We start from the raw sequence: 22,210 nt of genomic DNA on the forward strand, positions 1-22,210 counted from the left end.
GATGTAGGTTTTGGCGGGGGGTGAGTTGCCGCCGAGGACGATGCAGCCGGAGAGGGCCGAGGCGAGGGCGAGGCCGGCGGCGAGGGTGATGAGGGGGCGGGCGGGTTTGGCGAAACGTGGTTTGGCCATGGGGACCTCCCTTGAACTGGCGGATGTGAGCCGGGGGGGGGTGGTCGTCCTCAGGGTGAGGACGACCGGGGTTGGGATTAGCGCGCGTAGAACACGCTATAAATTAGCGCGAGTAGAACTCGATAATTTAGCGCGAGTAGAACTCGACCACGAGGTTTGGTTCCATCTGGACCGGGTAGGGGACGTCGGCGAGTTTCGGGGCGCGGGTGAAGCGGCCTTTCATCGCGCGGTGATCGACTTCCATATATTCCGGCACGTCGCGTTCGGCGCTCTGGGTGGCATCGAGCACGACGGCGAGTTGCTTGGATTTTTCGCGCACTTCGATCGTGTCGTCATCGCGGACCTGGTAGGAGGCGATGTTGACGCGCTTGCCGTTGACCAGGACGTGGCCGTGGCTGACGAACTGGCGGGCGGCGAAGGGGGTGATGGCGAATTTCATGCGGTAGATCACCGCGTCGAGCCGGCGTTCGAGCAGCTCGATCAGGTTCTCCGAGGTGTCGCCACGGCGGCGGACGGCTTCCTCGTAGTATTTGTAGAACTGCTTTTCGCCGATATTGCCGTAGTAGCCGCGCAGTTTCTGCTTGGCCATCAGCTGCACGCCGAAATCCGACGGTTTCTTGCGGCGCTGGCCGTGCTGGCCGGGGCCGTAGTCGCGCTTGTTGATCGGGGATTTGGCGCGGCCCCAGAGATTGACGCCGAGGCGGCGGTTAATTTTGTATTTGCTTTCGGTACGCTTGGTCATGCGCGCCGGACTCCTTTGTTTGCGGGCGAAAACTCGCCTCATGTTGCACCGGTAGGTTTTATCCCGCCCGCGGGCGCGACAAAACGGGCTCACACCGACCGCCACCGAAATGGGGGATGCGTCCACGTTCCCAGCAATGAGGCGCCATTAGGCAGGGTGGGGGGGAAAGTCAAATCATGGCGGCATGGCGTGATCGCGCGGGGGTCTCGGGCTGCGCCAGGTTCAGAGCGTGAGATCGGCGGCGTCGCGGACCCAGCGGGGAATGCTGCCGAGCACTTCGAGGCTGATTCGGGTGGCGGCGCGCGGCAGGGTGAGTTCGGCGCGATCGGTGCTCCAGAGACCGCGGTCGCCCGGCGCGCGGGGGTGCCACCCCTGCCCTGCCCAGTTGGTGATTTTATGGCCATCGGCGCGGAGCGTGCCGGCGCAGAGGCCGAGGGGGCGGCGATCTTCGGAGGCGGGGTCGGTGTCGCTCGCCATGCCGGTGCGGCAGCGCAGGGTGAGATGGGTGGCCGGGTGGGGCAGGTCGAAGATCAGGCGCTGGCCGCGGCGGCGCGGGGTGATCGGGGGGTGACGCGGGGCGAGGATTGCGGCGGCCTCGGGGCCATGGATGATTTTATGGCCGAGGGCGGTGGCGCGGCGGTGCAGCGCGGCGCGGGCGGTGCTGAGCTCGGCGCCGCCGAGGATCAGCGGGGCGCAGGCGGGCATCGGCGCGCCGGGGGTGCCGAGATGGTCGAGGAAGCGGTCGCGGTTGCCGTTGTCGCGATAGGTTTCGGTGTGCAGGGCTTCGGCGAAGACGATGGCGTGGCGGTCGAGTTCGACATGGTAATAGGTGATGGCGAAGCCGGTTTCATCGCGCGTGATGGTGGCGTTGTTGACCAGGAGGATCGCGGGGACCAGGCCGCCGGCACCGAGGATGGCGTGGAGCGGCGAGACCGCGAGGGGGCGGCGTGGCCGGAAGGGACCGAACGCGCCGGGGGCGATGATCACCGGGCGGAGCAGGGCGGCGGCGGGGTCGCGCGCGAGGTCGATGGTGCGCCAGCCGATCCAGCGGATCGGGCGGGCGGCGCCATCATGCGTGATCAGCCGGTCGCCGGGGCGCAGGGTTTCCACCGGGCGGTAGCCGGTCGGGGTCAGCAGGGCGGTGCCGCGGGTGAAGCACGGCATGGCGCCGCCGACGGTGATGTCGGCACCCCCGGTGCCATCGGCGGTGATGGTTGCGGCGGCGGCGGCGGGGGCTTCGGCGAGGGCGAATTCGGTGTGGCTCGCGATGGTGACGATGCCGCCCGACACGCTGACCAGGGAGGGGGCGATGCCGATCAGGTCGATCGCGTCGCCGCTGGCGAAATTGGCGACGGCGTCCTGCATCGCGGTGGGTTCGTTGAGAGTCAGAAGCGCATCGGCCCCGGCGAAGCCGATCGTGCCGCCGCTGGCGGGACCGACGAGGTCGAGGGCGGCGGTGGCGGCGATGGTGGCGTTGCCGGTGAGGGTGCCGCCCAGGGTGAGGGTGCCGCCGGTGGCTTCGAGCGTGCCGGCGGCGGCGATCGGGATCAGGGCGACGCCGGTGGTGGCGGCGCCGATCTGGCCTGATCCGGCGAGGGTGGCGCCTCCGGCGAGGGTCAGGCTGCCGGTGGCGAGCGTGCCGCCGGCGAGGGTGAGCGCGGCGCCGCTGGCGAGGCTGAGCGCGCCGGTGATCGTGGCCCGGCCACCGTCGATCGTGGCGGTGCCGCTGAGGGCGAGTGCCGCGGCGCTCAGATCGCCCGCGAGATGGAGCAGCGCGCCGGTGCCGATGGTCAGGGTGCCGGGGCCGAGCGCCTGTGCGGCCTCCGAGCGGATGGCGAGGGTGCCGCCGGAAAGATCGAGCCCGAACGGGGTGGACAGGCTGCTCTGGCCATCGAGCAGGATCATGCCGCTGGTGAGTGTGGTGGCGTCGGCGGTGGCGAGGGCGTCGCCGGTGAGCGAGATTGTGCCGGCGAGGATGTCGAGCGAGCCGAGGCCGAGCGTGGCGCTGCCGGCGGCGCGGATCAGCCCGGTTTCGCCGGTGCCGGTGCCGCCGAGGGTGACGGCGGCGAAATTGGCGTCGCCGGTGAGGTCGAACGTGGCGGCGGATTGGGTGCCGAGCGCCAGGGTCTGGCCGAAGGCGAGGCTGCCGGTGATGTCGAGCAGGCTGCCGGGGGCGGTGCCGCCAACCGTGATGTTGGCGGGCGCGTAGAGGGTTCCGGCGATGCCGAGCGTGCCGGTGCCGTGGCTGTCGCCGACCAGGGCGACCGCGCCGAGGGTGACCAGGGCGTTGGCATCGAACAGCGCGAGGCCGCCGCCGCCGATGTCGAGCGCGATGCCGGCCGAACCGGCCAGATCGAACGCGCCGGCGAAATCATAGGCCCCGCCGATCGATACCGCGCCGGCGACGCCGGGACCGATCACGAGAAGCGGCGCGCCGTTGTGGCTGGCGAAGGCCGCGATGTCGCCGCCGGCCGGTGCGATACGGCCCGCCCATGAGGGATCGGCGTTGAAATGCGCGCCGTTCGCGCCGGTGAAATCGAGCGTGGCGGGGGCGGTGATGTCGATCGCGATCGCGGCACTCAGCCCGGCGAGGCCGGTGCCGCCGGTGACGTTGAGCACGGCGCCGCTGCCGGTTGCTTGGGCGGTGTAGCTGAGGGCGGCGAGATCGGCGTTCAGGCTCAGCGCGGTGGCGGCACTCAGGGTGAGTGAGTTGGTCGCGGCGCCGCCATCGCTGATGGCGCCGGTGCTGGCGGCGATGGTGAGGGTCAGGCCCTGGGTCGCGTTGCCTGGCACCAGAAGGCCGAGGTTCTCGATCGGGGTGGTGAAGCCGTTGGCCGCGTTGATCACGGCGCTGGTGGCCGGCGTGTCGTTCAGGGTCAGGGCGGCGGTGGCGGCGCGCAGGCCGATGAGCTGGGCGCCGGCGGCGTCGGTTTCGACCTGGGGGGTGAGGCTGCCGAGGGCGGCGTGGATCGTGAGGATTTCACTCTGGGTGGTGTTGCCGATGACCGCGCCTTCGACCTCGAAGGCGCTTGACGTGACGTTGAAGATCGACAGGCTGGTGAGGGTGGCGAGGTCGATACGGTCGCCGGGCAGGAAGCCGAGGATGGTGGCGGCGAAACTCTCGGGATTGTCGAGGATCAGCACGCCGCCCTGTTCGCCGAGGGCGCTGGCATTGCCGGTGGTGTCCTGACCTGGCGAGGCGCCGGGGGCGAAGCTGATGGTGGCGCTGCTGCCGATGGTGATGGGGGTGTTGTCGAACACGCCGTAGAGGGCGGCGACGGCGCCGAATTCGAGCGAGGCGCCGGGATCGATCACGAATTGCGCGCCGCCGCCGACGCTGCCGGCGAGAATTTCGAGCGGCGCCGGGCCGAGCGCGACGATGGTGCCGGGACCGGCGATTGTGGCGGAATTGCTGAAATTGCCGGCGATTATCGTGCCGGCCCCGGCGAGTGTCGCGTTGGTGGCGAGCGAGATCGCGGTGATGGTGGTGCTGGTTGCGGCGAGGCCGGCCTGAATTGTGCCGGCGAAATCGATCAGCCCGCCCGCAGCGATGCCGAGCGGGCCGTCGAGCGTTGCGCCGCCGGGCAGCAGGGCCTCGCCGATCACATCGAGACCGTTCAAGGTCATGGTGCCGAAATCGATCAGGCCGCTGGCGGTGCCGATGGTGACGCCGCCGGCGGCGAGCGTGGCATCGGGGCCGATGAACAATGACGCGGCATCGAGGCTGAGGCTGCCGGCGATGGAGAGCGCGGCATCGCCGAGGTCGAGCGTGGCGGCGGTGGTGAGCAGGGCGGTGCCGAGGCCGATCTGGGCTTCGAGATCGACGATGGCATTGGCGGCGATGGTCAGGGCGGCGGCGAGACCGTAGCCCGACACGGTGGCGCCGGTGCCGATCGTGACCGTGGTGCCGAGACCCGGCGTGGCATCGCCCGACCAGGCGGACGCGTTCTGCCAGGCGAGCGGGGCGCCGGCCCAGGTTTCGGCGGTGCTCGCGAGCGTGCCGGTGGCGGCGTAGGTCAGGCTGCCCGAAGTGTCGGTGATCGCGAGGGGGCCGCTGGTCTGGCTCGCGATATAGGCGAGCGTGCCGGCGCTGGCGGCATCGAGGGTGATGGCGCCGAGCGCCGCGTTCAGCAGGGCGAAGCGGCTGCTGGTGGCGGTGAGGGTGATGGCGCCGGTGGCGTCGCCCGCGATGTCGATGCCGGCGTAGGCGCCGGGGGCGAGCAGGAGCATGCCAGAGGAGGCTTCGAGTGTGATCGCGAGGTCTTCCGGCGCGGCGCCGAGTGCTTGCAGCGCGGACGCCGGGTCGTCGGCCAGGGTGAGGCCGAGCGCGCTGGCGATGCCGGCGGTGAGGGTGAGGCTGGATGGCGGGGTTATGAAGGCGGGCGGCGGATCGGGCAGGGTTATGACCGCGAGGGTGGTGGTTGCGAGGGTTGAGCCATCGCTGGCGCTGATCGCGAGGGAGGTGGTGCCGACGGTGGTGGCGGCGAGGACGAGGCTGGCGAGGGCGGCGTTGATTTCCGCGAGATCGCCGGTGAGGGTGAGCGCGCCGGTGCCGCTGATGACGGTGGCGCCGCCCGCGCTGCTGGCGGCGAGGCTGACGCCGCTGGTGAGGGTGACGCTGAGGGCGGTGGTGTTGCTATCGCTCAGCGCGAGGCCGCCGGGGGGCAGCAGGTCGAGTGCTGTGATGGTGGTGCCGTCGATCAGGTCGATCAGGGCGGGGCCGATGATCTGCAGGGTGGAACTCATGGCCGCTCCGATTCTGATGAACGTCGTGAAGCGATGGTAATATTCAACCAAGAGTTGTTCAAGCCATTGATTTTGGCCTGGCCCCTTACCGCAGGCTGTGGCTGGCGCGGGGGTGCCGGATAAAATATTACGATAATAATTGACAGGCTGGATTTTTGTAATATTTAGGCGCCGGGATGTGAGGATTGGTCATGCAGACGCTGTTGGAGACCGTGGGTACCGGGGGGCCGGCGATCGAGGATGCAGCGCGGCTTGCGGCGTTCCAGGCGCGGATCGATGCCGAGGTGAAGATCGAGCCGAACGACTGGATGCCGGCGGCGTATCGCCGGTTGTTGATTCGCCAGATTGCGCAGCATGCCCATTCCGAGATCATCGGCATGCAGCCGGAAGGCCAGTGGATCACCCGCGCGCCGAGCCTGCGGCGCAAGGCGGCGTTACTCGCCAAGGTGCAGGACGAGGGCGGGCATGGGCTTTATTTGTATGCCGCCGCCGAAACCCTGGGCGTGACGCGCGAGGCGCTGGTCGATCAGCTGTTGAGCGGGGCGGCGAAATATTCGTCGATCTTCAATTATCCGACGCTGAGCTGGGCGGATATCGGCGCGATCGGCTGGCTGGTCGATGGCGCCGCGATCATGAACCAGATTCCGCTGTGCCGCTGCTCCTACGGACCCTATGCGCGCGCGATGATCCGGGTGTGCAAGGAGGAGAGTTTCCACCAGCGGCAGGGCTACGACATCATGATCCGGCTGGCGCAGGGCAGCGCGGCGCAGCGGGCGATGGCGCAGGACGCGCTGGATCGGTGGTGGTTTCCCTGTCTGATGATGTTCGGCCCGCCGGATGGCGAGAGCGTCCATTCCGATCAGTCGATCAGGTGGAAGATCAAACGGTTTTCCAATGACGAGCTGCGGCGGAAGTTTATCGACGCGACGGTGCCGCAGGCGCGGTATCTCGGCCTTGCGATTCCCGATCCGGCGTTGCGCTTCGATGCGGCGAGCGGCCATTTCAGCCATGGCCCGATCGATTGGGCGGAGTTTCATGCCGTGGTGCGGGGCGAGGGTCCGTGCAACCGGGAGCGGATCGCGGTGCGCCGCGCCGCGCATGAGGAAGGGGGTTGGGTGCGCGAGGCGGCGCTGGCCTATGCGGCGAAACGCGCGCGGCGGGCGGCGGCATGAGCATCACACCGCTGTGGGAGGTGTTCGTGCGGAGCCGCAACGGGTTGGCGCACAAGCATGTCGGTTCGCTGCACGCCGCCGATGCGGTGCTGGCGCTGTCCGCCGCGCGCGATGTGTTCACGCGCCGCAACGAGGCGATGTCGATCTGGGTGGTGCCCTCCGCCGCGATTACCGCCTCCGACCCCGATGATGCGGCGATGCTGTTCGAACCCGCCGCCGGCAAGATCTATCGTCATCCGACGTTCTATGATGTGCCCGATGACGTCGGACACATGTGACCACCGGGATGCCGTGCTGGCGCGGGCGGATGACGCGCTGGTCCTGGGGCATCGGTTGTCGGAATGGTGCGGCCACGCGCCGATGCCGGAGGAGGATCTGGCGCTCGCCAATATCGGGCTCGATCTGATCGGCCAGGCCACGGCGCTGTATGAGCATGCGGCGACGCTCGATGCCGCGGGGCGCAGCGCCGATGATTTCGCGTTTCAGCGCGATGCCGCCGCGTTTCGCAACCTGGCGCTGGTGGAACAGCCGAACGGCGATTTCGCCGCGACCATGGTGCGGCTGTTGGTCTATGCCGGCTTCGCCCGCGCGATGTGGGCGGAACTGACCGGTTCGACCGATGCGGCGCTGGCCGCGATCGCGGCGAGATCGGTGCCGGAGGTCGCGTATCATTGGCGTCACGCGGCGGAATGGGTGATCCGGCTGGGCGATGGCACCGCCGAGAGCCATCGGCGCGCGCAGGCGGCGCTGGACGAGGTCTGGCGGTTCACCGATGAGATGTTCACCGTGCCGGCGGGCGAGATCGGGCTGATCGAGGCCGGGGTCGTGGTCGATCCGGCGCGCGTCCGCGCTGCGTGGCGGGGCGCGCTGGATGCGGTGTTCGATCAGGCCACACTCCTGCCGCCGATGGCGGTGCGGGGGGGCGCGGCGCGTGGCGGACAGCCCTCGGCGCACCGGCGGGAATTGTTGGCGACGATGCAGAGCGTGGCGCGCGCCCATCCCGGCGCCGCGTGGTGAGCGATGTCTGTGCGCGGGCGCGTCGCGCCGTCGCGGCGGTGACCGACCCGGAACTGCCGATGCTGACGATCGCCGAGATGGGTATTCTGCGCGACGTCGCGCTGATCGATGGCGTGGTCGAGGTGACCATCACGCCGACCTATTCGGGCTGCCCGGCGCTTTCGGTGATCGGCGAGGACATCGCGGCGGCGTTGCGCGCGGCCGGCATCGGCCGGTTTCGCATCCGCCACACGCTCACCCCGGCCTGGACCAGCGACTGGCTCAGCCCGGATTCCCGCGCGAAACTCGCCGCCGCCGGGATCGCGCCACCAATGGCGCGGCGGGACGAGGCGCTGTTCGAGGGCGCGTGCCCGCCCTGTCCGCGCTGCGGCGCCGTGGTCAGCGAGGCGATCGCGCGCTTCGGCACTACCGCCTGCAAATCGTTGTGGCGCTGCACGGTCTGCCGCGAGCCGTTTGATCATTTCAAATGTCATTGAGCCGGCCACGGATGTTCGGGCTGCGTGTCGCGTCGGTCCGGCAGGAGACGCCGGATGCGGTATCGATCGCGTTTGCCGTGCCGGCGGCGTTGCGCGCGGCCTATGCGTTCGCGCCCGGCCAGTACCTGACGATCGAGGCGATTTTGGATGGCGAGGCGCAGCGCCGCGCCTATTCGATCTGTTCGACGCCTGAGTCGGGCGAGATGCGGATCGCGGTGCGGCGGATCGCGGGGGGGGCCATGTCGGTCTATCTGACCACGGCGATCGCCGCGGGCGACCAGCTCTCGGTGATGACGCCGACCGGGCGGTTCGGGGCGTTGCCGCCGCCCGACGGGCCGCGCCGGATCGCCGCCTTCGCCGCCGGCTCCGGCATTACCCCGGTGATCGGCGTGATCGGCACGCTGCTCGCGCGCGAGGCGCAGACCCGCGTGTGGCTCGCCTATGGCAACCGCAGCGCCGAGACCATCCTGTTCCGCGAGGCGCTCGCCGCGCTGAAGGATCGCTACCCGGACCGGTTTGCGCTGATCCATGTGCTCTCGCGCGAGGCGCAGGATATTCCGCTCCTGAACGGGCGGATCGATCAGGCCAAGGCGACGATCCTGCTGCGCATGATGGCGGGTCCGGTCGATCATGTGTTGATCTGCGGCCCGGCGGCGATGATCGGCGATGTCGAGGCGGCGGCGCGGGCGCAGGGCGTCGCGGCCGGAGCGATCCATGCCGAGCGGTTCGTCTCCGCCCATGGCGGCGCGCCGCGCCGCGTGGCGCCGGTGGCCGATGCCGCCGGGATGGCGGTGACGATCATCGCCGATGGCAAACGCCGCGTCATCACCGCCGCCGCCGGCGAGGCGGTGCTCGATGCCGCGCTCCGGGCGGGACTCGATCTGCCCTATGCGTGCAAGGGCGGCATGTGCTCGACCTGCCGCGCCAGGCTGGTGGCCGGCACCGCCCCGATGGCGGTGAATTTCGCGCTGGAACCCTGGGAAATCGACGCCGGTTTCGTATTGACCTGCCAGGCCAGACCCGCGGGCGAGGGCGTGATCGTGGATTACGACGCCGTCTAGAGCGTTACGTTTTTTCGAGCGATTTCAGGTGATTAGGTTGCCGCTGCCGCGTCAATTTAATCGCATGTCGCTCTCGCGACGTCGTCACGTCATTCCCGCGCAGAATTGTTGAATCCGTGTGCAGGCCTCGCGCAACGCCTCGGTGGAGGTTGCGTAGCTGACGCGGAAGTAGCCGGGGTAGATGAAGGCGGAGCCGTGGACGGTGGCGACGCCGTGTTCGTCGAGCAGGGCGGTGACGAAGGCTTCGTCGTCGGTGATTTTGGTGCCGGCGGCGGTGGTTTTGCCGAGGCAGCCGTGGATCGAGGGGAAGACGTAGAAGGCGCCTTCGGGCGTGGCGCAGGTGAGGCCGGGGGCGTCGTTCAGCATGGCGACGACGAGGTCGCGGCGCTCGCGGTAGGTTTTGCGCATGATGTCGATCGCGTCTTCCGGGCCGTTGAGGGCGGCGACGGCGGCGGCCTGGGAGATCGAGGAGGTGTTGGAGGTGGATTGGCTTTGCAGCTTGTCCATCGCCTTGATGAGTTGCACGGGCGCGCCGCAGAAGCCGATGCGCCAGCCGGTCATGGCATAGGCTTTGGAGCAGCCGTTCATGGTCACGGTGCGGTCGCGCAGGCGCGGTTCGACTTCGACGATGGTGGCCGGTTTGAACCCGTCGTAGGTGAGTTTTTCGTAGATGTCGTCGGTGAAGACCCAGACATGCGGGTGGCGGAGCAGGACGTCGCAGAGCGGGCGGAGGTCTTCAGCGGAATAGGCCGCACCGGTCGGGTTGGAGGGGGAGTTGAGGATGAGCCATTTGGTGCGGGGCGTGATGGCGGCTTCGAGGTCTTCGGCGCGGAGCTTGAAGCCGTGGTTCTGGCCGCAGGGGACGAAGACGGGCTTGCCTTCGGCGAGTTGCACGATGTCGGGGTAGGAGACCCAGCAGGGGGTGGGGATGATGGCTTCGTCGCCCGCCTCGATCGTGGCGAGCATGGCGTTGAAAATCACCTGCTTGCCGCCGGTGGAGACGATGATCTCCTCGGGTTTGTAGTCGATGCCGGAGTCGCGCTTGAATTTGCCGGCGACGGCGCGGCGCAGCTCCATGGTGCCGGCGACGTCGGTGTATTTGGTGTCGCCGCGCGCGATTGCTTCGATCGCGGCCTGTTTGATATGGGCGGGCGTGTCGAAATCCGGCTCGCCGGCCGAGAGGCTGATGATGTCGCGCCCGGCGGCCTTGAGCTGCCGCGCCTTGGTCGAGATGGCGATGGTCTGGCTCGGGCTGATGCGGTTGAGGCGTGCGGCGATCAATTCCATGGCGGGGCTCCCTGACGTCAGGGGCGATTTAGCCGCAAAATCGCGGGTTGAATATGGCGCCGATGCGACATCTGCCGTGCGGGTCTTGCCGAGACGGGCGCAACCCCATATCAAAGCGGGCGGATTGGGGTGTAGCCAAGTGGTAAGGCAGCGGATTTTGATTCCGCCATTCGGAGGTTCGAATCCTCCCTCCCCAGCCATGTCCCCCGCATTGATCGCGCGCCGTTGATCGCACCCCGCTGATCGCGCGCCGTTGACCGCACGCCGCTGATGATAATCCCGGTGATGTCGGCGCGCTTGCCCAAAGCCGCGGTACCGCTTACCGGCTCGGACGACAAGGAGCCGCGATGAGAATTCTGTTTTTAGGCGATGTGATGGGAAGGACAGGTCGGGATGCCGTTGTCGCGGCATTGCCCGTGTTGCGGCGCGACCTGAAGATCGATGTCGCGGTGGTGAACGGCGAGAACGCCTCGCACGGGTTCGGGCTGGCGCCGGATATGGCGGAGGCGCTGTTCGCCGCCGGGGCGGATGCGATCACGCTGGGCAATCATTCATGGGATCGCAAGGAGATCATTCCGTATATCGCGCAGCAGAAACGGCTGATCCGGCCGCTGAACTATCCGCCGGGCACGCCGGGCGAGGGGGTGGTGGACATGACCCTGGCCGATGGGCGGCGGGTGCTGGTTGTGCAGGTGATGGGGCGGTTGTTCATGGATGCGATGGATTGCCCGTTCCGCGCGGCCGAGGCGGTGCTGGCGCGGGCGCGGCTGGGGGTGACGCATGCGGCGATCCTGGTCGATTTCCACGGCGAGGCGACCAGTGAGAAAATGGCGTTCGCCCACGCGTTCGATGGGGCGGTGAGCGCCGTGCTCGGCACGCATACGCATTGCCCGACGGCGGATTGTCAGGTGCTGCCGGGCGGTGCCGCGTTCATGGCCGATGTGGGCATGTGCGGCGATTACGACAGCGTGATCGGCATGGGCAAGGCGCCCGCGATCGCGCGGTTCACCCGCAAGATGCCGGGGGAGCGGCTGCAGCCGGCGGAGGGCGAGGCGACGATCTGCGGCGCGTTGATCGAAACCGGCGTGGATGGGCGGGCGTTGCGGATCGAGCCGATCCGGCTGGGGGGGCGGCTGGCGCGGGCGATGCCGTCAGCGTGAGCGGCGCGGCATCATCCGCAGCAGGACCCGCTCGCCGCGCAGCTGATGCCGGATGGCGCCGGCGACATGCAGGACAAGCAATACGATCAGCGTGATGCCGCCCCAGAAATGCAGGAAGGCGAACCAGTGATTGAGCGGCTGATTCTTGGCGACCAGCGCCGGCAGGGTGAACAAATCGAAATACGGCACCTTGAACCCGTGGGCCTGCACGAAGATCACGCCGAATACCGGCATCGCGAGCAGCAGGATATAGAACAAAATCTGGGTCGCGCCCGCGACGAGCCGGATCGGCGCCGTGACCGACGCGGGGAGCGGTGGCACCGGCGAGACCAGACGCACGCCGAGGCGAAGGAGCATCAGGAAAAACACGGTCAGGCCGATGCTCATATGGAGCATCAGGACGGTCGGGCGGGATGATTTCGCGATCAGATCGTATCTCAGGATCAGCCCGACGGTCAGCAGCCCGATCACGAGGAGGGCGATCAGCCAGTGAAGGATCTGCGCGCTGGTGCGATAGCGTGGTTCCATGATGATGAACTCCGATGATGCGCCAAGTGAATACCGCGACGCCGGAGCGCCGTCGATGACCGGGGCGGCGCGCCGGGATGGGATGCTGGCCGCGCATGCGGATTGGAGCGTCGATGCGCGCAAACGCTGGATCACCATCGCCCGCCGCTGGCGCGGTGTCTGGACGGTCGCGGCCCCGGCGCCGGTTGGCGCGCCGGCGGATTTGCTGGCGCGGCTCGCGGCCCTGGCCGCGGGGGCGGCGGTGGCGCTGGGGGTCGATTTTCCGCTCGGTCTGCCGCGCGCCTATGCTGAAGTGGCGGGTATTCATGATTTTCCGGCGTGGCTGCGGCGGCTCGATCCGGCTTCAGCACTGTTCGATGTGTGCGCGACGCTCGATGAAATCAGGCTGGAGCGGCCGTTTTACCCGCGCGCGAGTGTCGCCGGACCGGGTCAGATGGCGGCTCTCGCGGCGCGGCTGGGTCTCGCCGGACCGGCAGCGCTGCGCCGCGCCGTCGATTGCCCGACCGCCCGCCGCGCCGGTGCCGCCCCGCTGTTCTGGACCATGGGGGCCAATCAATGCGGCAAGGCGGGTCTCGCGGCCTGGCGCGATCTGTTGCTGCCCGCGTTCGGCCGGGGCGTTGCGCTCGATCTGTGGCCCTATGCGGGCCGGTTCGGTGATCTGCTGGCCGATGGCCGGATCGTGCTGGCGGAGACCTATCCGGCCGAATCGATGGTTCAGCTCGGCATCGCCCGATGCGGCAGCAAGCGGCGCCAGGGCGATCGCCTTGGCCTGGCCCCGGCCATTACCGCCGCGATGGCGCGGCTCCACGCCCGCCCCCACCCCGATCTTGCGGCTGCGATCGCGGCGGGGTTCGGGGCGGATTCCTGCGGCGAGGACCGGCTCGATTGTCTGCTCGGGGCGTTGAACGTGATCGCGGTCATCGAGGGTGCGCCAGACGGCACGCCAGAGGGCACGCCGGATGATCCGGTCATTCGCGCGGTGGAGGGCTGGGTTCTGGGGCAGGTTGATCCGCCGGTGGGTTCAGCGACCGCATCAACGCCGCCGAAGGTGCATCGCCCGCGGCCGTCAGTCCCGCGATCACGCCCTGCCGGTCGGCGAGCGGGCGGTTCTGGCTGAGCTTGCGCTTGCCGATCAGGCGGGTGATCGTCATCACCACGCCGACGATGCCCTTGAGTTGCGATGCGATGTAATCGTCCGGCGCGTCGCTGACCTGCCAGGGTTTCGGCTGGCTTGCCTCGTGATGATCGGTCAGCGCCTCGACGATGGCGCGCAGGCGGGTTGCGTCCTCGATGATTTCGATGGTGCCGTAGGCGTGCACCGCCTCGTAATTCCAGGTCGGCACGACTTTGCCGGTCTCACGCTTGGTTTCATACCAATTGGGCGAGACGTAGAAATCATGCGCCTGGAAAATCGCCATCGCGTTGGCACCCTCGCGCCCGGTACTCTCGCGCCCAGTGTTCTCGCGCCCAGTACTCTCGCGCCCGGTGTTCTCGCGCCCGGCATCGTCGCGCAGTGAGCGCCATTGCGGATTGCCGCGCGCGAGATGTCCGATCAGCCTGCCGTGCGGCGCGGGATCGGGCTGATGGGTGAGCGGCAGATGCGTCGCCTCGATGCCGCCCGCGCCGCCGCTGACCAGGATCGGCAGGCGGGCCGCGCGCATGATCGCCGCGAGAATTGCGGGATCGTCCTCGACATGAGCCGGCGGCGTGTACATGAAGGGTGTTTATGGATGAGTTGCGCCGCACGCAAGCAATGTTTCGCGGACGACCGCCATGGGAACCTCGCGGCTGGTGAACGCCGCGCCGATGCCGCGCGCCAGCACGAAGGACAAGACGCCGTCGCGCATTTTTTTGTCGCGTTGCATATGGGCGAGCAGCGCGTCGGCGGACCAGCCACCGATCCGGTGCGGCAATCCGACGCTCGCGAGATGGGTCGCGATCCGTGCGGCGATCGCCGGGTCGCAATGCCCCAGCCGCGCCGACAGATCGAACGCGCAGACCAGCCCGATCGCGACCGCCTCACCATGGAGCAAAGCGGTGCCGTAGCCGGTCTCGGCCTCGAAGCTATGGGCGAAACTATGGCCGAGATTGAGCAGCGCCCGGCCATCGGTCCGCGCTGTTTCGAGCGGATCGGCGACCACGACGCCCGCCTTGAAGCGGATCGCCTTGGCGATGGCGGTTTCCTGCACATCCTGATCGCCCTCGAGCAGTGCCGCGCCGTTGGCCTCGCACCATTGATACAGCGCGGTATCCGCGATCAGCCCGGCCTTGAGGATTTCAGCGTATCCCGCCGCCGCCTCGCGCCGGGGCAGGGTTGTCAGCGTGTCGCTGTCGATGATCACCAGGCGCGGCTGATGGAACGCGCCGATCAGGTTTTTGCCGTGGCGGGAGTTGATGCCGGTTTTGCCGCCCACGCTGGAATCGACCTGGGCCAGCAGCGATGTCGGAATTTGGGCGAAGGGCAGGCCGCGCAGCGTCGCCGCCGCGGCGAATCCGGCCAGATCGCCGATCACGCCGCCGCCGAGCGCCACGATCGCGGTCTGGCGTTCGGGTTTCAGGGCCAGAATATCCTCGATCAGGGCGCTGAACCGGGTCAGGCTTTTCGACCCCTCGCCCGGCGGCACCACCAGCGTGTCGTGGGTGAAACCGGCATCGTCGAGTGCTGCGTTCAGGGTCGGGAGATGGGCGAGGGCGACATGCGAATCGGTCACCACGATCGCGCGGCGCTGCGGCAGCGCCGCTGCCAGCCGCGCGCCGGCGCCGGAAAGCATGCCACGGCCGATCACCACGTCATAGGCCGCGCCGGGCAGATCGACCCGCACCTCGATCGGGCGCGTGTAGCGGGCAAGGGCGGCGAGGGTGGCGTTGGTGGTCATGTCGGGCGGGTCCTCGGTGGAGTCGATGATGATGTCGGCCTTTGCATAGATCGGCGTGCGCCGGGCGGAAAGCTGCGCCAGCACCGCGGCCGGATCACCGGTGTTCAGCAAGGGCCGATGGGTACGCCCGGCCACCCGGCGCAGCAACACCGGAATTGGCGCGCGCAGCCATACCGCGATGGCGCGCGCCGCGATCAGCGCGCGGGTCGCCTCGTCCATATAGGCGCCGCCGCCGGTGGCCAGCACGATCGGGCCCTCGGACAGCAAGCGCGCGATGACCCGCCGTTCGCCGTCGCGGAAATGCGCCTCGCCGTGGCGCGCGAAGATGTCGGCGACACTCAAGCCTGCCGCCGCCTCGACCTCGGCGTCGGAATCATGGAACGGCAGCGCCAGACTTGCCGCCAGCCGCTTGCCGACGGCTGATTTGCCCGCGCCCATCAGCCCGACCAGCACGACGCTTCGCCCGAGCGGCGGTTGTTTGCGGGCCGCGGCATCGGCCGGAGTGTCGTCGGACTTGTCGAGCATGGTCTGCGCGGCTTACCACACTCCAAGCATGACGATAGAGCGACATATCGAGGCGTTTCTGGAATCGATGGCGGCTGAGCGTGGGGCGGCGCGCAACACCATCATGGCGTATCAGGCCGATCTCGCTGACTTCGCCGCGTTCTGCGCCGCGCGGGGGGGCGGGCCGGCGCGGGCTGACGCGGCGATGGTGAACGCCTATCTGGCCGGTCTCGCGGCGCAGGGTCTGGCCGCGCGGACCCAGGCGCGGCGATTGTCCGCCATCAGGCAATTCCAGCGCTTCCTGCTGCGGGACGGCCAGCGCGGTGATGACCCCACCGCCTTGTCATCCGCCCCCAGACTGCCCGCGACCCTGCCGCGGTTTCTGAGTGAGGCGGAGGTCGATGCGCTTCTGGCCGCCACCACGGTGCTGCCGCCCGCCCAGGCCGGCGTTGCCAGAGCCGGACTTGAAATGCTCTACGCCTCGGGCATGCGGATCTCCGAGCTGCTCGCCCTGCCGGCGTCGGCGCTCTCGGCCGATGCGGTGCTGCTGCTGATCAAGGGCAAGGGGGGGCGTGAGCGCATCGTGCCGCTGTCGCCCGCCGCGCGCGCCGCCGCCGCCGCGTTGCGCGCCGGGCATCGCAAAGGGACCCGCTTTCTGTTTCCCGGCCGCACAACCGGTACCGCGATGACGCGGCAAGGGTTCGCGCTGCTGCTCAAACGCGTGGCGCTGCATGCCGGGATCGACCCGGCGCGGCTCTCGCCGCACGTGCTGCGGCATTCCTTCGCCTCCCATCTGCTGGCGCGGGGGGCGGATTTGCGCAGCCTGCAGAAACTGCTGGGCCATGCGGATATTTCGACCACGCAGATCTACACCCATGTTCTGGCCGAGCGGTTGCAGCGTCTGGTCGAGGCGCACCACCCGCTGGCCCGACCGGCCGGTTCATCTGACCGGTCCTGAACCGGCCCGATCGCCTAGCCCCGATGGGGCGTGCCTGATGAAGCGTCCCCGATGGGGCGTGCCCGATCTTGCGTCATCGCGCCATCAACCGCCGTGCGATCGCCGCGACGCTGGCGGCCGCGGCTGATTTCGGAAATTGCGACAGCAATAGCCGTTGCCCCCGGATGGCCTCGGCGACGCGTTCGTCCCGTCCGATCGTGCCCAGCAGCGGCGGGTCGAGCCGCAAGAACCCCCGCGCGGCCCGCGCCAGCGCGGCGTGCGCCCGTTTGCCCGCCTGTTCGGAGCGGGTCTGATTGACCACGATACGCACGTCGGTGAGCAGATCTCGTTCGGTACGGTCGCGCTTGAGCAGCTTCAGGACGGCGTAGGCATCGGTCAGGCTGGCGGGGTCTTCGGTGGTGACCAGAATGACCGTATCCATCAGCGCCGCGAGATGACGCGTGGTTGGATTGATGCCGGTGCCGAGGTCGAACAGGATGACGTCGTAGCTGGCGGTGATTTCGCTCAACCGGGCGAGCAGGCCGTCGACCTGGGTCGCGGTGACGCCGGCGAGCGCGCCGGAGCCGGATTGCCCGGCGATCAGATCAAAGCCCCCCTGTTCGATCGGCACGATACTGTCCTGCAACGGGGTCTCGTCGCGCAGCACGGCGCCGAGGTCGAACCCCGGCAGATGACCCAGCTGGATGTCGGCGTTCGCCAGCCCGAAATCCGCGTCGAACACCAGTAATTTATGCCGCCGTTCGCTCAAGGCCTGGGCCAGGGTGAGGGTGAGCCAGGTTTTGCCGACGCCGCCCTTGCCGGAGGCGAGAGCGATCAGCCGGGGCCGGCGCCCATGATCGGCCAGCGCGCCGTGGGGAGCCGCATGGGTAATGGTGTCAGGCTGCATGGGCAACGCGATCCTTCTCGGTTTGACCGAGCAGGCGGCTCGCCATGAAACGGGGGGTGAGAGGATGCAGACCGTCGGAAACACGTCCGGAGGTGCCGGCGTCGGTGAGGGTCAGCGGTGCGGCGTCGGCCGCGGCGATCATGCCGCCCAGCCGGCGTGACAGGTCCAGCCGGGTCGGGATCAGGGTCGTCGCGCCGGCGGCATAGAAGCGTTCGGCGATTTCCCCGCTTTCCACCGCGTCCAAACCGGCCGGCATCACCAGCGCCGCAGTGCCTGACACAGAATCGATCATGGCGCGCAGATCGTCCATGTCGCGGTCGCTGAAGGCGTCCATGCCGGGCAGGTCGATCAGGACGGTCCGCGGCGCGGCCGGGGTCTTCGACGATGGCTTCGCCGATGGCTTGGCTCTTTTAGCGGTGGTCTGGCTGGTATCGATGAATTCGGCCCGTAGAATGCGGCTGAGGGTGGCGAGTTGCGCCGAGGCGCCGGCGCGATGCTGATCGGCGTTGACGATCGTCGGTTTGATGCCTTCGAGCACCAGGCGTGTGGCAAGCTTGATCGTTGTCATGGTTTTGCCGGCGCCGGGCGGTCCCGCCAGCAGGAGCGGACGATCGAAATTGATGGTACCGAATCGAAACGAGGCCGAGAGCGCCGCAACCGGGGCTTTCGCCATCCACAGATCGGCGAGACGGGGCGGGATATTGTGATAGACCAGCGCTTCCAGCCATGCCTCGTCGCTGCCGTGCGGGCGGGCCGGATCGACCGGTTCGGGGGGCTGTTCCGGATCGATCGCGACGCTGATTTCCACCTGGTTGCCACATTTGCGGCTATCAATGATCAGCGCATCCGGCCCCATCAAGGCGTAGGCCTCGTCCATCGCCAGCCGCATCGAGGCGGCTCGGATCAATTTCACTCTCATCTACAGGGCTCCAAGGGTTCGAATCCGCGCGCGCGGAAAGACTTCAGTCTGGGCAAGGACGGCGGTTGACGGCTGCATGCGTTCGATGATCGCGCGGATATGCGCGCGCAGTGGTGCGCTGGTGAGCAGCACCGGGGTTTCACCCTCGGCCGCGATCGATTCGAAAACCTGCGTGACACGGCGCATGAAATCAGAGAGACGACTTGGCGGCAGCGCAAGCTGACGCGCCTCCGGTGGCCCGACCAGGGCTTCGGTCAGTTCGGTTTCCCACTCCGGGCCGATCACGACCAGCGGCAGATAGCCGCGCGGGCTCAGATGCGAATCGGTCAGTTGCCGCGCCATCCGCATCCGGACATGCGCGGCGATGCCGGGCACACCGCGGATCTGGCTGGTGCAGGCCTCGTGGATTCCCTCCAGAATCGTCGGCAGATCGCGGATCGAGACCCGCTCGGCCAACAGTGACTGCAACACCCGCTGCACGCCGCCCACGGTGAGTTGGCTGGGGATCAACTCGGTCACCAGGCGCTGCTGCTCACGCGGCAGATCGTCGAGCAGTTTCTGGGTCTCGGCAAACGACAGGAGCTCCGCCATGTTTTCCTTGACCACCTCGGTCAAATGCGTGGTCAGGACGCTCGCCGGATCGACCACGGTGCATCCTTTCGCCCGCGCCTGCTCACGGTCCGCCGGGTCGATCCAGATTGCCGGCAGGTTGAAGGCCGGTTCGGTGGTGCGGTCTCCGGGCAGGTCGGGCAGGGTGCCGCTCGCGGTCATCGCGAGCAGGCGGGTTGCCTGCAACTTGCCTGATCCCGCCTCGATCTCCTTGATCTTGATCGAATAGGTATCCGCCGCGAGCTGCATATTGTCCTGGATACGGACCGGCGGCAGGATGAAGCCCATTTCGGTCGCAATCGCATGGCGCAGCGACTTGATCTGCTCCGTCAGTTTCGGTGTGTCGCCGCCGGCCAGGATCAGCAGGCCGTAGCCGAGTTCGAGCCGGATCTGGTCGATTTTGAGCGCGTCGGTGATCGGCGGTTCGCTGGAGGGCACCGGCACGGGATCGGTCGTGTTCTCGACCACGGGCGGGTGCTGCCAGCGGTACCAGGCCGCCCACCCCGCGAGGCCGGACAGCAGGGCGAAGGGGATGAACGGCAGGCCGGGAACCAGCGCCAGCGCCATGGCTGCGGCCGCGACGATGCCGAGCGGTTTGGGCGAGCGGCTGAGCTGGGCGACCAGCGCCGTATCGGCGCTGCCTTCCCCCGACCCTTTGGTGACCACGATACCGGCGGCGACCGAGACCAGCAGCGACGGAATTTGCGACACCAGGCCTTCACCGATCGAGAGCGTGGTGAAAGCGGCGGCGGCATCGTGAATGCTCATGCCCTTCTGCGCGACACCGATCACGAAGCCGCCGACAATATTGATCGAGGTGATGATCAGCGCGGCGATCGCATCTCCGCGGACGAATTTCGCCGCACCATCCATCGCGCCGTAGAAGCCGCTCTCCTGTTCGAGTTCAGCACGGCGGCGACGGGCCGTCGCCTCATTGATGGAGCCGGAGTTCATTTCGGCGTCGATCGCCATTTGCTTGCCGGGAATGGCATCGAGCGTGAACCGCGCCGCGACCTCGGCAATGCGGGTCGACCCCTTGGTGATGACGATGAAATTGACCACCAGCAGGATCGCAAACACGATCAGGCCGATCAGGAGATCCCCGCCCATCAGGAACCCGCCGAACGCGGCGATCACGTGGCCGGCCGCGTCGGTCCCTTCGCTGCCGTGCGAGAGAATCTGGCGTGTGGCGGCAACATCGAGCGAGAGGCGCAGCAACGTCGTCAGCAAGAGAACCGTTGGAAAACTGGTGAATTCAACCGGCTTGCGGATGAACAGCGACACCATCAGCACCAGGATGCCCGCGGTGAACGACAAGGACAATCCGGCATCGAGAAGAAACGGCGGCAGCGGAATGATGAGGACGGTGATGATACACACCACCGCAAACGCCAGCCCGATGTCGGTGCCGGGCTGGAACCGTTTCAGTTTCGTGATCAAATCGCTTTGAGCCTGGGTGAGGTTCATGCGGCGATTCCGTTATGGGGTGCCGGAATGGCGGCGCCGTTGGCCGCGTAGTCGCGCAGCTTGTTGCGCAAGGCGCGGATCGAGATGCCGAGAATGGTGGCCGCATGGGTCCGGTTACCCAGGCAATGCTGCAAGGTCTGCAGGATCAGCGCCTGTTCGACATCCTCGACCCGCTGGCCGACCAGCGAGGTCACGGCCGGATCGCTGCCGGGGGCGCCTGTGGCGACCGGTGGCGTGCCGGTTGCGGCCTGACGGGCGACGGTGCCGATATCATCGGCATCGATCAGGGCGCCTCTGGTGAGCAATACCGCGCGGTGCATGGTGTTTTCCAACTCGCGGACATTGCCGCGCCAGGGGTGCGCGACGAGGCGTTCGATGGCGCTCTGGGTGATGCGCTTGGGTTCGACATCGTTGAGGGTGGCATAATGATCGACGAAATGCTGGGCGAGCCGGGCGATGTCGGCGGGTCGTTCGCGCAGGGGCGGAATATGGAGCGCGACCACATTGAGGCGGAAAAACAGATCCTCGCGAAACTGCCCGGCATCGATCGCGGCGAGGAGATCGCGGTTGGTCGCGGCAAGGATCCGCACATCGACCGGGACGGGCCGTTCACCGCCGACGCGGTCGATCGCCCGTTCCTGCAAGGCGCGCAGCAGTTTTGCCTGCAACCGAACGTCCATCTCGGCGAGTTCGTCGAGCAGCAGGGTGCCATGATGCGCGGCTTCGAACTTGCCGATCCGCCGCGCGATGGCGCCGGAGAAAGAACCTTTTTCATGGCCGAATAATTCGGATTCAAGCAGTGCTTCCGGAATCGCCGCACAGTTGAGCGCAACGAAGGGCGCGCGTGCGCGGCGCGATCGCGCGTGGATGAAGCGGGCGAGCACCTCCTTGCCGGTGCCGCTCTCGCCGGTGATCAGGATCGATGCCGTCGATTGGGCGACTTGTTCCGCTTTCGCGAGCAGATCGCGCATCACGGCATCATGCGCGATGAAAGTGGAGGGTCGATCGAGCGAAACCGCCGCGAGAATCGCGGCAATCAGCTCGGCATCGGGCGGCAGGGGGAGATATTCACGCGCACCGGCCCGGATCGCCGACACCGCCGCCGCCTCGTCATCCTGTGCGCCCGCCGCGACCACGGCGATGGTGAAGCGCTCCGCGGCAAGCATCTGCATCAGATGGGGCAGATCGCGCGTGACATCGCAGATGATCAGGTCGGTGCGCGCCTCCTGACGCAACACCCGCATCGCAACATCGATCGTTTCAGCCTGATCGAGCGTGGCCCCGCGAGACGCGGCGATCCGTGCCGCCACGCCAAGCTCGCCCGACAGTGATCCGATGATGAGGATGCGCATCGTGCCGCCTCAGCCGCCACGGTCGGATTTGACGATCTCGGTCATCGTGATGCCGAGTTTGGTGTCGTCGATCATCACCACCTCGCCGCGGGCGATCAGGCGGTTATTGACAAAGATGTCGATCGGATCACCGACTTTGCGGTCAAGCTCGACCACCGCGCCACGACCGAGCTTGAGCAGCTGGCTGACCTGCATGGTCGATCGGCCGAGCACGGCGCTGACCAGCACGGGAATGTCGTAAACCGCCTCCAGATCGCGCGGGGCGCGCGCGGCGGCGCCATCATCGCCGCCCGCGCGCGGCGTTGCCGCGTTGATCGGCAA

18 protein-coding genes and 1 tRNA gene are annotated in these 22,210 nt (G+C 68.0%); 8 read left to right on the forward strand and 11 right to left on the reverse strand.

Annotated features, from left to right (window positions below):
- Positions 1–256: 256 nt before the first annotated feature.
- Positions 257–871, reverse strand: a complete 615-nt coding sequence (gene rpsD, locus ACP5E6_RS07750; protein ID WP_029311030.1) for a 30S ribosomal protein S4 — start codon at positions 869–871, stop codon at positions 257–259.
- Positions 872–1,093: 222 nt separating this feature from the next.
- Entirely contained in the window at positions 1,094–5,617 is a 4,524-nt protein-coding gene (locus ACP5E6_RS07755) for a Hint domain-containing protein (protein ID WP_427953489.1), read from the reverse strand.
- 191 nt (positions 5,618–5,808) lie between these two features.
- Here ACP5E6_RS07755 and paaA point away from each other — a divergent pair, with 191 nt between their 5' ends.
- From paaA to ACP5E6_RS07780, 5 genes are read left to right on the forward strand one after another with little or no spacing between them, the layout of a single operon-like run.
- Positions 5,809–6,789: a 1,2-phenylacetyl-CoA epoxidase subunit PaaA gene (gene paaA, locus ACP5E6_RS07760; RefSeq protein WP_427953491.1), complete on the forward strand. Its 981-nt coding sequence runs from the start codon at positions 5,809–5,811 to the stop codon at positions 6,787–6,789.
- On the forward strand, positions 6,786–7,067 hold the full coding sequence (paaB, locus tag ACP5E6_RS07765) for a 1,2-phenylacetyl-CoA epoxidase subunit PaaB (RefSeq protein ID WP_427953493.1): 282 nt from the start codon (positions 6,786–6,788) through the stop codon (positions 7,065–7,067). The genes paaA and paaB overlap by 4 nt, the downstream gene beginning before the upstream one ends.
- The gene (paaC, locus tag ACP5E6_RS07770) at positions 7,048–7,806 is read left to right on the forward strand and encodes a 1,2-phenylacetyl-CoA epoxidase subunit PaaC (protein WP_427953495.1); all 759 of its coding nucleotides are present in this window, start codon (positions 7,048–7,050) and stop codon (positions 7,804–7,806) included. The genes paaB and paaC overlap by 20 nt, the downstream gene beginning before the upstream one ends.
- Complete coding sequence (paaD, locus tag ACP5E6_RS07775; protein WP_427953497.1) at positions 7,803–8,282, forward strand: 1,2-phenylacetyl-CoA epoxidase subunit PaaD; 480 nt, start codon at positions 7,803–7,805, stop codon at positions 8,280–8,282. The genes paaC and paaD overlap by 4 nt, the downstream gene beginning before the upstream one ends.
- Positions 8,283–8,293: 11 nt before the next feature.
- Positions 8,294–9,343: a 2Fe-2S iron-sulfur cluster-binding protein gene (locus ACP5E6_RS07780; protein WP_427953499.1), complete on the forward strand. Its 1,050-nt coding sequence runs from the start codon at positions 8,294–8,296 to the stop codon at positions 9,341–9,343.
- 84 nt (positions 9,344–9,427) lie between these two features.
- Here the strand turns inward: ACP5E6_RS07780 and ACP5E6_RS07785 are convergent, their stop codons facing one another.
- Positions 9,428–10,630, reverse strand: coding sequence for a pyridoxal phosphate-dependent aminotransferase (locus ACP5E6_RS07785; protein WP_427953501.1), 1,203 nt, complete (start codon positions 10,628–10,630; stop codon positions 9,428–9,430).
- Positions 10,631–10,755: 125 nt separating this feature from the next.
- Between ACP5E6_RS07785 and ACP5E6_RS07790 the strand changes: the two genes are divergently transcribed.
- Both ACP5E6_RS07790 and ACP5E6_RS07795 read left to right on the forward strand, forming a co-directional pair.
- Positions 10,756–10,830 (forward strand) — tRNA-Gln (locus tag ACP5E6_RS07790).
- A gap of 147 nt (positions 10,831–10,977) precedes the next feature.
- A complete protein-coding gene (locus ACP5E6_RS07795; RefSeq protein WP_427953503.1) occupies positions 10,978–11,790 on the forward strand; it encodes a TIGR00282 family metallophosphoesterase in 813 nt (270 codons plus the stop codon).
- Here ACP5E6_RS07795 and ACP5E6_RS07800 read toward each other — a convergent pair.
- The 3 genes from ACP5E6_RS07800 to aroB form a co-directional block, all read right to left on the reverse strand.
- Complete coding sequence (locus ACP5E6_RS07800; protein ID WP_427953505.1) at positions 11,782–12,318, reverse strand: cytochrome b; 537 nt, start codon at positions 12,316–12,318, stop codon at positions 11,782–11,784. The genes ACP5E6_RS07795 and ACP5E6_RS07800 overlap by 9 nt on opposite strands.
- A 968-nt stretch (positions 12,319–13,286) precedes the next feature.
- The gene (locus ACP5E6_RS07805) at positions 13,287–14,033 is read right to left on the reverse strand and encodes an FMN-binding negative transcriptional regulator (protein ID WP_427953507.1); all 747 of its coding nucleotides are present in this window, start codon (positions 14,031–14,033) and stop codon (positions 13,287–13,289) included.
- Between the two features lie 9 nt (positions 14,034–14,042).
- A complete protein-coding gene (aroB, locus tag ACP5E6_RS07810) occupies positions 14,043–15,719 on the reverse strand; it encodes a 3-dehydroquinate synthase (RefSeq protein ID WP_427953509.1) in 1,677 nt (558 codons plus the stop codon).
- 28 nt (positions 15,720–15,747) lie between these two features.
- Between aroB and ACP5E6_RS07815 the strand changes: the two genes are divergently transcribed.
- Positions 15,748–16,656, forward strand: a complete 909-nt coding sequence (locus ACP5E6_RS07815) for a tyrosine recombinase (RefSeq protein ID WP_427953511.1) — start codon at positions 15,748–15,750, stop codon at positions 16,654–16,656.
- Between the two features lie 73 nt (positions 16,657–16,729).
- Here the strand turns inward: ACP5E6_RS07815 and ACP5E6_RS07820 are convergent, their stop codons facing one another.
- From ACP5E6_RS07820 to fliN, 5 genes are read right to left on the reverse strand one after another with little or no spacing between them, the layout of a single operon-like run.
- Positions 16,730–17,542: an AAA family ATPase gene (locus ACP5E6_RS07820; RefSeq protein ID WP_427953513.1), complete on the reverse strand. Its 813-nt coding sequence runs from the start codon at positions 17,540–17,542 to the stop codon at positions 16,730–16,732.
- On the reverse strand, positions 17,532–18,461 hold the full coding sequence (locus tag ACP5E6_RS07825) for a GTP-binding protein (protein ID WP_427953515.1): 930 nt from the start codon (positions 18,459–18,461) through the stop codon (positions 17,532–17,534). The genes ACP5E6_RS07820 and ACP5E6_RS07825 overlap by 11 nt, the downstream gene beginning before the upstream one ends.
- Positions 18,462–20,537, reverse strand: coding sequence for a flagellar biosynthesis protein FlhA (flhA, locus tag ACP5E6_RS07830; protein ID WP_427953517.1), 2,076 nt, complete (start codon positions 20,535–20,537; stop codon positions 18,462–18,464). It abuts the gene before it with no gap.
- Positions 20,534–21,889: a sigma-54 dependent transcriptional regulator gene (locus tag ACP5E6_RS07835; protein WP_427953519.1), complete on the reverse strand. Its 1,356-nt coding sequence runs from the start codon at positions 21,887–21,889 to the stop codon at positions 20,534–20,536. Before ACP5E6_RS07835 ends, flhA begins: the two co-directional genes overlap by 4 nt.
- Positions 21,890–21,898: 9 nt before the next feature.
- Complete coding sequence (fliN, locus tag ACP5E6_RS07840; RefSeq protein WP_427953535.1) at positions 21,899–22,210, reverse strand: flagellar motor switch protein FliN; 312 nt, start codon at positions 22,208–22,210, stop codon at positions 21,899–21,901.

This window comes from Acidiphilium sp. (assembly GCF_049977125.1).
Classification (GTDB): domain Bacteria; phylum Pseudomonadota; class Alphaproteobacteria; order Acetobacterales; family Acetobacteraceae; genus Acidiphilium.